General features: G+C 32.9%; 16 protein-coding genes and 1 pseudogene. All 17 read right to left on the bottom strand.

Annotation, left to right across the window (positions count from 1 at the left end):
• Positions 1 to 160: 160 nt before the first annotated feature.
• Positions 161 to 652 (bottom strand): phosphoribosylanthranilate isomerase, encoded by a 492-nt coding sequence (locus GMD3S_RS0201665; protein ID WP_001086572.1) that lies wholly within the window; start codon positions 650 to 652, stop codon positions 161 to 163.
• A 63-nt stretch (positions 653 to 715) separates the two neighbouring features.
• The gene (locus GMD3S_RS0201660; protein ID WP_000710093.1) at positions 716 to 1,597 is read right to left on the bottom strand and encodes a diacylglycerol/lipid kinase family protein; all 882 of its coding nucleotides are present in this window, start codon (positions 1,595 to 1,597) and stop codon (positions 716 to 718) included.
• 180 nt (positions 1,598 to 1,777) lie between these two features.
• Positions 1,778 to 2,140, bottom strand: coding sequence for a hypothetical protein (locus tag GMD3S_RS0201655; protein ID WP_000841302.1), 363 nt, complete (start codon positions 2,138 to 2,140; stop codon positions 1,778 to 1,780).
• Positions 2,141 to 2,178: 38 nt separating this feature from the next.
• On the bottom strand, positions 2,179 to 2,940 hold the full coding sequence (locus GMD3S_RS0201650) for a hypothetical protein (RefSeq protein WP_001108329.1): 762 nt from the start codon (positions 2,938 to 2,940) through the stop codon (positions 2,179 to 2,181).
• 132 nt (positions 2,941 to 3,072) lie between these two features.
• A complete protein-coding gene (locus GMD3S_RS0201645; protein ID WP_260469115.1) occupies positions 3,073 to 3,729 on the bottom strand; it encodes a hypothetical protein in 657 nt (218 codons plus the stop codon).
• 42 nt (positions 3,730 to 3,771) lie between these two features.
• A complete protein-coding gene (locus GMD3S_RS0201640; protein WP_000248558.1) occupies positions 3,772 to 4,428 on the bottom strand; it encodes a DUF443 family protein in 657 nt (218 codons plus the stop codon).
• A 124-nt stretch (positions 4,429 to 4,552) separates the two neighbouring features.
• The gene (locus GMD3S_RS0201630) at positions 4,553 to 5,215 is read right to left on the bottom strand and encodes a DUF443 family protein (RefSeq protein WP_000420676.1); all 663 of its coding nucleotides are present in this window, start codon (positions 5,213 to 5,215) and stop codon (positions 4,553 to 4,555) included.
• Positions 5,216 to 5,328: 113 nt separating this feature from the next.
• Positions 5,329 to 5,997 (bottom strand): hypothetical protein, encoded by a 669-nt coding sequence (locus GMD3S_RS0201625; RefSeq protein ID WP_000760101.1) that lies wholly within the window; start codon positions 5,995 to 5,997, stop codon positions 5,329 to 5,331.
• A 234-nt stretch (positions 5,998 to 6,231) separates the two neighbouring features.
• Entirely contained in the window at positions 6,232 to 6,642 is a 411-nt protein-coding gene (locus GMD3S_RS0201620) for a DUF7668 domain-containing protein (protein WP_000523681.1), read from the bottom strand.
• Positions 6,643 to 6,671: 29 nt separating this feature from the next.
• Positions 6,672 to 7,526 (bottom strand): ADP-ribosylglycohydrolase family protein, encoded by an 855-nt coding sequence (locus GMD3S_RS0201615; RefSeq protein ID WP_000900003.1) that lies wholly within the window; start codon positions 7,524 to 7,526, stop codon positions 6,672 to 6,674.
• Between the two features lie 39 nt (positions 7,527 to 7,565).
• Positions 7,566 to 8,183 carry an SAP domain-containing protein gene (locus GMD3S_RS0201610; protein ID WP_000573126.1) on the bottom strand — a complete coding sequence of 206 codons (618 nt, stop codon included), beginning with the start codon at positions 8,181 to 8,183 and terminating at the stop codon, positions 7,566 to 7,568.
• Positions 8,184 to 8,270: 87 nt separating this feature from the next.
• On the bottom strand, positions 8,271 to 8,399 hold the full coding sequence (locus GMD3S_RS10610; RefSeq protein ID WP_000900024.1) for a hypothetical protein: 129 nt from the start codon (positions 8,397 to 8,399) through the stop codon (positions 8,271 to 8,273).
• An 11-nt stretch (positions 8,400 to 8,410) separates the two neighbouring features.
• Positions 8,411 to 9,217, bottom strand: coding sequence for an alpha/beta fold hydrolase (locus GMD3S_RS0201600; RefSeq protein WP_000668468.1), 807 nt, complete (start codon positions 9,215 to 9,217; stop codon positions 8,411 to 8,413).
• A gap of 153 nt (positions 9,218 to 9,370) precedes the next feature.
• Complete coding sequence (locus tag GMD3S_RS0201590; protein ID WP_000134968.1) at positions 9,371 to 10,114, bottom strand: CPBP family intramembrane glutamic endopeptidase; 744 nt, start codon at positions 10,112 to 10,114, stop codon at positions 9,371 to 9,373.
• A gap of 306 nt (positions 10,115 to 10,420) precedes the next feature.
• A complete protein-coding gene (locus GMD3S_RS0201585; protein ID WP_000232313.1) occupies positions 10,421 to 10,615 on the bottom strand; it encodes a hypothetical protein in 195 nt (64 codons plus the stop codon).
• A gap of 3 nt (positions 10,616 to 10,618) precedes the next feature.
• Positions 10,619 to 10,840, bottom strand: a pseudogene (locus tag GMD3S_RS11145) (CPBP family intramembrane glutamic endopeptidase); the annotation flags it as partial.
• A 12-nt stretch (positions 10,841 to 10,852) separates the two neighbouring features.
• The gene (locus tag GMD3S_RS0201580) at positions 10,853 to 11,263 is read right to left on the bottom strand and encodes a hypothetical protein (RefSeq protein WP_000389611.1); all 411 of its coding nucleotides are present in this window, start codon (positions 11,261 to 11,263) and stop codon (positions 10,853 to 10,855) included.
• Positions 11,264 to 11,530: the final 267 nt, after the last annotated feature.

The raw sequence follows: 11,530 nt of genomic DNA, 5'->3' as shown, positions 1-11,530 counted from the left end.
ACTTTTATTCATCTTGCTGCGCAAACGTTTTCATTATTGTGATTCTAGTATACTACTTTAAAATTTTATTTTCAAGACTTGTCCGTAGTTTCGAGTGGATTGTTTTTGAGAATATAAAAAAGCAGTAAGATTTAATACCTACTACTTTCTGATTGATGATTTACAAATGCCTTTCAAGCCAATCTATCTTTTTAAAATCTTTATTATTATTGTGGTCATTTCGATAGGAATCTTGGGAAGAAGCCTTGTATATACTGAAATACTGTTCCAAACTTGGAACACGAAACGTGATGTCCTCGAGATGAATCAACTCTATATCTGATTTCGAAACTCCTGCAAAATCAGGTAAGGAATCGATACTTCCAAATTCAACGCTCACATCATCTTTTTGGAATTCGTGCTCGTGAATATCTACCAAGGTATAGCCTAAGTGGTTCATCACTTTCATTATCTTGTCCCAGTCATAAATCCTGAGATGATCAGGCGCTTCCCAGCCTCTAGGATCTCCAGAGACATGAATGTCAATGTCAGACGGCTCCCAATCTTCATTTGAACGGTATTCAAAACCCAAAGACCCCATGAGCGTGGGTGTGATTCCAACTTGGTTTAAATGAGAACAAATTGTTCGAAATTCATCAAATAGAGAATTCATCCTTCCTCCAATCTTTGATATAAAACTTTATTTCTCAGTGAAAGACAAACTTGTTTCTATCTTCTACTCTTTCGGTTGTGAAAAAACTTCAATATGCTGGCCCAGTACCTTAATCTCTACAGGTAGGTTATCCGACTTATCGCCATCAACATCTGACTCCAACTCACTATCTGAAGAGATTTTAATAGTACGAGCTCTGATATACTCAATATTATCATTGCCGACAACATCGCCTTTTAGTAAATCAGGAATGACGGATAATTTAGAGAATAGAGAAGCATCTTTTAGAATCAAAATATTGGCATAGCCGTCTTTGTTTTCTTCAAAGATTTTCTTATCAGCGAAGTAATTTGTCAAGAGAACCAAAACATGACTCGCTTCACCATCATAATTTCCATTTTCTGTCTCAACCTTAATGTTAAAGACCTGATCCGTCATCACAGACTTCATGGTATTTACAGCATAGGCTAATATACCGAATTTTGTCTTGTCCTCGATCTCCACATTGTGAATCGCCTCAGGCAGAGAACCGATACTAAAGATATAACCAAAATAGTTATCATTTGCTTTACCGATATCAATCTTGTTGGTTAAGTTAAAATCAAGTTCATCAATCGCACCATCGATGTCTTGATTGATTTCCAACAGTTTCGTAATGAGGTTACCTGTACCGCCTGGGATAATCCCTAACTTAGGAATGTAGTCTCTCTCAGCAATACCCGAAATGACTTCATTGACAGTCCCGTCTCCACCGAAAACAACCACTGCATCGTACTGCTCACGAGAGGCTTCCTCAGCAAAGTGTGTTGCATCCAGCGCTTTTTCAGTAATTTTGGTTTCCACGTGCTCAAAATAATCTTTGGCCTTATTCTCCAGCTTGACCTTATAATCCAAAGCCTTTTCCCCACCAGAGGTAGGGTTTATAATTAACATTGCTTTTTTCATTGATAATACTCCTTTAATAGTTACAAAAATTCTAGTAACTAATTATATCACTTGAGTTATGTAAACGCCATCCAAATGCTTGAAAAATCGAATCCACTAACTAGAATAGAGACGTTAATGTATCAAGCACTAACCTAAACTTAAACAAGAATAAATACTTATTGTTAGCAATCCACTACTTTACTTTTTTGACAATTTTATATAATCCATTAAGTATAAAATAGCTGAAACAAATGCGAACACACTGGAAAATCCAGCTAATATTGGAATAAAACCAATAATCGATGCAATCAAAAGAAACTGATAAGTCTTCTTATTGATTTTTGATTCCTCATCATAAAGAAGGAATGCTACAAAACCAAAAAACAGCAATATTAAACAAGTTGAAAAGTAGATTCCATCCCAACTGGAAAGTCTAACAAGCTTAGGTATCACCCAGTAAACGAGTTCAAATTTCCACATTTTAGAAGAAAGGTAAATAATCGTTAAAGCTCCAATTAAAGAAATAACTCCGTTTATTAGCAATAGTTTATTTGATTTCACACTTAATCCTTTTTATCCTTTTCTGTACTTATTCATCGCTAATTAATAGATTCACTTTTTAAAAATTCTTTAGACTTCCGTACGATATAGATCTCTTCATCCTCTTGAGAGACTTTTTTAAACAACTCATTCGCCCTGATCATATCTCCTTTTAATTTAGAGTTCAAAGCTTGATAGTAAGTGATTTCCAATTGTTGATATTTAAATTCGTTTTCCAATTCTTCAAAATAATCATTGGATTGATGGGCAATTGTTAAATCGTATAGAGCAAGACTCACGCTTTTTGTTTTTTCAGCTAGAGTTGGATCTGATATGGACATTTTATTTAACATGAGTTCAAGCTCATCTCTGGTCAGGTCAGGATTTGCAAGAACTGTTGAGCGAATGAGGTAACTCTCTAAAAAATCTCTGTATTTCGGCTTCAGTTTTTGATCAGTCATTGCTTCAGAAGCCTCCTTAATGGCAGCATCGAAATCACCAATCAAATAGGAATACCCAACAGATGTTAGTTTTACATCCATTTGTATAATAGCTCTTTTTGCATCTTTGTTCAACTCAATGTATTGCTTCCAAGATGGTAAATCTAAGTCCATATACAGTAACTTAGTACCACTCCTTACATACCCTCTTCTGATTAGTGCAATGAAAAGAAATAAGAGTGCATTTATGAGTATAATACAAAGAAATTGAATAGTCCTATCGTTCACCATCCAAGCTACAAAAAGAATGAGAAGAACAGCCAAAACAATCGCAACTTTTCTATAAAAAGCATATTTTTTACGTAATTCTAAGTAATTCATTATTACTCCTTTTCTAACTCACAATGCTGCATTGTAAGAGCTGTCTTGAACTTTAAATGAGTCGCTCACCACCCAAATACTTTCTGAATTGATTTAATACCTGAATCGATACTATTTCCAATATCATTTATTCTATATTTTCTCAATCTTTTCAACCTCAATTTGACCATGCTTGTATGGATGAGCGATTGGAAAACTTCCTAGAGTAAACATGAAAAAGAATAACGATATGATTCCATTGATTACCAAAAAAGCCCCTTCTGTTCCATTATTCAAACCAAGAAAGAAAAGTAAACAAAGGGCAATTGCTCCAACCAAAGGATATACTCCTCCGTTACTTTTTTTAATAGTTGTAAAGGTCACTGTGTATTTATTGCTGTTTTGAGGAATCCATTTATCTGCTTTATTATGGGATAACTTTAATGAAATCAGAATTGCAAAATAAGAAATCAGCATAGAAATTGCAAAGAGTAATAACTTTAATAATATTTGCTCGCTAATATTATTGTGAATAAAAAATTTTTTCAGCGCATCATAGCTAACCTTGACGATTGGTTGAACGATAATGGCTCCCATTGTTGCACTTACAGGTCTGCTAGGTTTAATTTCGAATTGGTTATTATTCTTTTCAATCTCTACCATGTTCACTGTAATTGTATCTGTTTTTATTCCCCAGTAATAGCTCTTGGGGCTTATAGTACTTGTATCCATGACATACTTCTTCGATTCTTTATCTATCTGAACAATTTGAAAGCACATCATGCTTGAATTTTTAAATTTTAATTCCACATTTACCACTCAAATACTTTCTGAATTTTATTATAAGTTACATTATACCTTTTTCACTTCTTTAAATTCTAGGTATTTCTTTTGATAAGCATAAGTCAATGGAATAACGCCAGATTCAATCCAAATAAATAGATAGGCCAACAAACCATTCAACACTAGAATTGCAGCTTCTGTTCCATCATCTTCTCCCATATAAATAGAGAAAGCAATTGTATGTAAAATGAGAAATAGATAGGCATGGAATTGTCTTTTTTTCTTATTATTCTGAAAGATTATTTTAAACCTCTTCTTTTCCTGCGATAAACGACTTGAAATTTCCTTCCTTGATTTGATTAAAATACTTTGATAGACAATATAAGCTACCAAAATAGATATAGGAAATAAAGATACTTTTAAATATAGATTATGACTAATATCATAATATCTAAAAATTGATGTTACTACTCTATACAAAAGAAGGCTAAAACCAATAGATACCATACGCATTCCTGAAGGACCCATCTTAATTTTTTTATCAAAATTTTTATTCTGACTATCGAGTTCTATCAAATCAACTTCAAGAGTTTCAGGGGAAAGTCCCCAATAATAACTCTTTGGTGTTGTGGAGTTGGAATCAAGAACGTACTTTTTCTCTCCCATCTCTAACACATCAAAATAAGCAACATCTAATCCTCTAAAATTAATTTTCACATTTACCACCCAAACACTTTCTGAATTGATTTAATACCGGAATCAAATGCTTTGCCAACATCTGATATACTTTTATTAAGATTGTCACCCATCTCATTTGTTATAGTTTTAATCCTCATAAAGTTACTATAAATTATAACTTCTCTATTCTATCAAAAATAATCTCTTGCTTTTCGTAACTTTCTCGGAGTGGTAACATACCTAAGATAACCGTAAAGAAACCCAAAAATATAATACTGTTAATGATAAGGATAGAGGCCTCTGTCCCATTATCAGTAAATATATAAAACCCCAAACATCCTATAACCATAACGAAAAGAATAGGCAGAAGTTTATACAGTTTTAACTGACGTTGTGGTCTTGCTAATTTGAAAACTATTTGATACTTCGTTTCTTTACTTGAAAGTTTTTGTTGAAGATTATGACGAACCACAAAAGCAATGAACCTGAAAGTAAGATAAGCCAGGGCAATAAAGAGGACAAATAAACCCAATTTAAAAGAAATATTATGGCTAATGTCATAACTCTTAAAAGCATTCGTAACAATCCCATAACAAGCTCCGCCTATTGCTACACCTATTCCAATACCAATTGATTTACTCATTGTTGGAGCCACACTCTCAAAACGTATATCTCTTTTATCTAACTTTAAGCATTTAGCTGTGATTTCACTGGGAAGATAACCCCAGAAATAAGTTTTAGGGCTAATGCTAGTCATATCCAAAAGATATTTTTCTCCTTTAAATTCTACAATTTTATGAAAAGTTTTATTTGTTTCTTTAAATTTTAATTCCATATTTACCACCCAAACACCTTTAAATACTTCTTTTCTAATTCAACACTACTTTCGATAATACTGGAGACATTTCAACTCGGCGATTACTCTTTTCAATTTCGTTCATGGAAACCTCATTCTTTTTCAAAAATAACACTACTAATTTGCACAATCTTTTGATTAGATTTTAGTTGAATAGTTACTCTATATATAGTTGAGCTAGAATGATTTACTAATACTATACATGTTGTTTCCTCTGGTAAATCATATTTGCTTTTTAGATGTTTATAGAGGTCAGAGTTATTTTCTGGCTGATATACAATCTCACGAAGCTCTGTTTCTGCACTCTTAAAGGTCTCCTTTACATCTAAAGAAGTAAAGAATTCTCTTTGTACCACTAAATTAAGAATTTCTTCATCATATAAAGGAGTTACCTCCGACCCATAATTTAACTTCCCATTAGAATATGTAACCGGAACAGTTTTGTTATCCTCGCCAATTGTTATTGTATAATCACCTTTAATATCAGCTTGAGTGATATCTAAATCTACTTCGTATTCTTTTACTTCATCTTGATTTTTTATATAAATTCTACTAGTGTATGCCTTTAATCCCGTAAAATCTTTCTTGTCTTGTTCTAAAAATTTAAACATAGGTTCAAACGTTTTTTCAAATTCGTACTGTTCTTTTGTTCTGTTTTTGGGAATGGTCTCACCACCCAAACTACACCCATTCAGTGAAAATAGTGATATCAGTATGATGATCAAGGCAGAAAGCCATAATAAATGCTTATATTTTTTCATTTATATCTCCAAAAATAAAAAGTCTAAAACTATTATAGCATGAACATACTGGAAATGGCTTTCTATAACCATTTAGATTCATTCATAAAATACATTTAAAGACAATTGACCTATTGATAGGAAAACTTGATAGTTTAAAAGCTTTGACCTTACTCTTGTGCAAAAAAGACATTCAAGAAAATCTTAAATGCCTGTATAAATAGTGTACCAAGGATATTGCTTGTTAAACTTCTCCTAACCAGGATCGACATCAAGAAATCTTACCGTATAGCCATTATCGGTATATAGAAACTCTATTTGCAATCTCATATCTACTAATTCAGAATTTGAAGTCAAATCATAATCAACAGCAAACCCAGTCTGGTCATCATAATCATAAATCTCCAATTGAGAATACTCGTAAGGCGGATTGAAATGACATTCCACACCATACTCATCAATCGTGTCAAAATCATTCAATTCCAATGTCTTTTCAACATAACCAAAGAATTCATTTAAATCATCAATCTCTGATTCGTCGACATAATTCATAATGTCTTCATATTTTTTCAGATGAATAGCGGTTAAGATATTTGAGACAACCTCTATAACTTTTTTCTTTTTATAGTTTTCATCTTTCTTTATATACTTATCAAGTAATCCCATATGCTCCACCTTTCTAATCAGCTACATAATCATTTTTTTGCTATGTAAAGCTCCCATCTCCTAATAACATCCTTTAATGGCTCATCTAGATAGGAATAGGCCTTTTCCTTGATCCAATCAGGAATACCGTATGCTGCCTCAGCTATACTTCCTGTAATTGCTGCCAGTGTATCACTATCGCCACCAAGTGAGATGGCGTTTCTTATCGCATCTTCGAAATCTGTACTTTCCAGAAATGCAATAATGGCCTGAGGAACCGTTTCCTGGCATGTTTCGTTGAAATGGTATCTAGGACGGATTTCATCTAAAGTTTGGGATAAATCATATCCGAATTCCTTCTCTATATAATCCTTGATCCGTCTTTTGCACTCTGTGGGATTATCCTTAATTGGTTGCTCATAATCCCCACAATAACCTCCAAAGAAATATCTACACATAAAGATAGCATCTGTTGTTGCCATAGCGCCTTTGATCCCTTCCGGATGATTATGGGTGACCTCTGCAGAAAGGCGTGCAAGATTTCTAGTTGATGGCGTCATACCAGTTCTCGCACAAAAACCGCAGTCCATGACCCAAGCACATGGAGAAACACGCATAGCAGATCCATTTCCAAAGCTATTATAAGGCTCACGATTGTCACTATTGATCCAACTACTAAACCGAGCACCGTAGCCCGCATCGGGATACAACTTGCCGTATTTCTTCATAGCATCAATAAAGTCATCCTGGTGACCACCATTCATAATAGCCTCAGCAACTGCGCAGGTCATGACAGTATCATCCGTAAAAAAACAATTCTCACGAAATAAAGGAAAATCCTTCGTTTTGATATTGTTCCATTCGTAAACTGAACCTACAATGTCTCCGATAATTGCTCCTAGCATAGATTCCTCCTTGTTAACTATTGGTTTAAACTGATATTTCTACTTCTCATACTCTTTTACTTTATCAGCATATTCGGTCAAAAGATTCTTTGAATAAATTTTTTCATTACTTGAATTTCTAACTTCTTTCCAAAGAATAGAAGCTACTTTTAGTTTATTCGAGTAATTGCGACTATTTTCGTCTGCACAAAAGTCTTTTAAAAATTGATTCCATTGACAAACCGAATGGTCATACTTTGCATAATCTGAATTTCCATAATAAACTTTTAGCATATCTTGGATTGTAAAACTCAAATCGTGTTCCCTTTTTACTTTTCTCCAAGCTGTAGCCATATCAGCAGTAAATTTAAAGGGCGAAACATCTGTTAAAGTTGAGAAATATTCTCTAAAGTATGCATTAAAGGAGAATCCGCACTCAAGTAAGGGCGTATATAAGGTAACGACTTCTACTTGTTTCTTTTTCCTTTTTATTGATGATTTTTTAATCAAAATACCCTTAAAGTACTGCTCAATAATATGATTGAGTTCTCGTTTTGTACCTCTATATTCAAGCCCCAATGACTTGCATATCTGTGAAAGTTCATCACGATACCAATAGTATTTATTAAACTCATCAAAGGATTTGATTGTATCAAACTCAGGTCTGCTCTCTATCAATATTTTACCTCCTTAAAACCAATCTAGTTTTCATCTTAAAATAATTTTTTTGAGGATTAGCTACGTTTCACTAACAAACTCACACATTCAGCGGTTCGGACTTACCGTATTATCCGTGAAAAAACAATCCTCACGTAATAAAGGAAAATCCTTCGTTTTGATATTGTTCCATTCGTAAACTGAACCTACAATATCTCCAATAATTGCCCCTAGCATCCGTTTCCTCCTTATGGCATATCAGATTCGTTACACATTTCTAATGAATCACTCTTTAAAAATGGCACCACCAAATCAATCCACTCATAAGGCAGGTAAACTGATAAATAGCCGTGGTTATAGCCCTTTGCTTCACACAAAATTGTATTTGAATGTAGCTGATGAAATAATTTCGCTGATTCTTTCACACAGTTCAATTCTTTTTCACCATAAATATACAGAACATGAGCCTTGCTAGCAGAAATCGTATCCTTTAGCTTGTAATGCCCCATATAGGTTTTGTAAATGGTCACCAATGTTTTGACAGGCGTCCTTGGCAAATCCTCTAAATAATAAGCTTTTATTTCCTCTGGATAAGCCAGTTTAGGATAGAGTTTGTTCATCATGCTTAACTGAAGTTTGCAAGAGAATTTATTGAACATCAATTTACCAAATAGAGACACTAGAAAGATGCTGATTTTAGCTAACCTTGGTTGAGGAATACAGAGGCTTCCGTCTATGATGGCCTTCTTAGCAATTTCACTGTCTAAAGACAAAAGCTCCATGGCAATTTGACCACCAAGTGAAACACCACCGATTGCAAACAATTTCCCATCACAGTTTGCTTTGATATAGTCTAGAATCTCCAAAGCAGAATCTTCAGTAGAAACATAATCAAGTTGATATACCTCGCCGTGGCCATTCAAAGTTGGTAGAATAATACGGTATTCTTTTGACAAGATTCGTGCTTGACGAAGATAATTCCACCAAGAACTACCACCACCATGTATCAGTAAAATAGGAGGTAAATTTTTATCACCAAATTCATGGAATTTCATGTTTAAACTCCTTACTGTAGGACTTTCACTAGATAAATACTTGTTAAATCAGTTTGAACAAGCAGTGATGCCTCATCAAATTGAAATTCACTAACATTGATCATCTAAATACATCAATCATTACTTTCGATAATAGTTATACTGATCAAAAATTTAAAATATTTTTTCCTTACTAATTCTGTTACTTGCCAATATAGTATAGATTAAATAAACAATAAAAATGATAATAAAAATAAAATTAATTTTTAACACAAAATAGAGATTTAACAAATTCGCGAATGCATGAAATAATACACAGTATCCCACAGATTTCGTTTGACGGTAAAGAAGCCCTAAAACAAAACTTAAAAATAATGTATATATAAAAAATAAAATAAAAGGAAATCCTTGATGACTTTCTCCAACTATAAACCATAAAGGCAGATGCCAAATCCCCCAAATTGATCCTATAATCAAATTAGATTGCCAATAAGTATATTTTTTATCAAGTAAGGGTTGTAATATTCCTCTCCATCCTAATTCTTCATGTCCACCACCAAAAAAAATTAGTTGTATAAAGAATAATGGCATCAGATAAATGGATACTCCGTTTAATTCTAAGGAAGATACAGAAAATAGTATCAAAATTGCTAACATATGATAAATGAAATAAATACTACTATTTTCTATCTTATTAAATAAAAAATGTTTAAATTTTATATTATTACTTTTTAAATAAAAGCCACTTGCAATAGCTGGTCCAAGTGCACCAACTATATGTAATATTCTTCCTATAAATGTCTCTAATCCCCAAATATAAGATTGTGTAAATATGGCAAGAAGCCCCCAAGATATATAAGTAATTCCAAATGTAAAACAAAGATAATTTTTTAAATTCTTTTTGTCAATTTCTGTCATTTTATCGCCCTTATCTTGATTATTTTATGAATAATATTTTTACTGCTTCTTAGTTGCTCTCGATTTATAACTAACTATATTTTATCACAAAAATGCAAAAAAAGCCTTACAATCAAGGCTTTTCATTATTGATTCATTCCAAGAATTCTAGACTTTTACAAGCAAACTTACACACTCCACGTAGCACGAGTGAACACTAAGTATTCCATGTAGTCTTGTCTGTATATGGAAACATATCTATAAACCTTTTAACGATATCATAAAGTTATCGTTAAAAGGTATTACTTCGGCAAACTGGGATTTATATCATTTATGTTTTCTCATAATCCATATAAAAACCAAAAGTGCAAAAATGGTATAAGCGATAATTGCAAAAATAGATGCTTCTAATCCAAAATCGCCACCTGTAATCCATCTATTTCCTGAAGACAATACGAAATTATAGATAGAATCACCCTCACTTTTTGTTCCGAAATGAATAATATTGCCAACAAAAACCATATTTCAGATACCATGGACAATTGCACTATTCCAAATAATATTGCTCTCAATTGCAATTAGGGAGAATAATATACCAACCAATGTACCAGCAATTATCAACTGAACTATACTAATTAGATCTAAATCACTGCCTACTATATGCAAAATTCCAAATACTATTGATGGTAGAAATATTGCTATCGAGCGGTTCCATCTTTCCTCAAATATGCTTAGAATTACCCCTCTAAAGACACTTTCCTAAACAATGCCCGTAGCTAGTCCGTAAAACAACAAGGAAGATGTTATGATTTCCAATTTATGTTCTCCATTTCCTGCTGTAAAAATCCCTCCCGATAGTATTAAGCAGGCTATAACAAAGCCAGTCATAGTAAATGCAAGTATGAAATATTTAAAATGCAATCTGACTGGTGTTATCCTGTAGATGGATAAACTTCCTCTTAATAGTCTTTTTGTAAGTATCTTCATCCCTAAAAGGAAAACCGATATATACATAAGTGCTGATATAATATTTGCAATCCATACAGGAATACCAATTTTTGCAATAAATGTACCTACTCCTAATGCTATCCCCTGTGATACTGCTAAGCAAGAAATCGCCAAAAAACTTCCTAATATAACTTTCCGAGTTGAATTTTTTTTATCTTCCATAAACCACCACTACAAATTCTAATCTCTCTTTACTTGAAAATAAATCCCATTATATAATCTCATAAACTCTTTAGCAAACTTTGTTACAAGTTCATGATTAAGTGCAGCTGCTGTGGCAGAATGTATACACCCATTTACATTTTGTAACTCAAGCATACTACAATTTTTGGCTGGATGACTTCTCATAAATCATTAACAAGAAGAATCCTAAAATCAAAATCATATGCTTCAATTCCTAGATTTCTTTGATTTTAAGTTTTTTCTAAC

Source organism: Streptococcus sp. GMD3S, from assembly GCF_000298695.2.
Classification (GTDB): domain Bacteria; phylum Bacillota; class Bacilli; order Lactobacillales; family Streptococcaceae; genus Streptococcus.
Note: the sequence above shows the minus strand (reverse complement) of the source record. Positions and strands in the feature narration are given on the sequence as shown.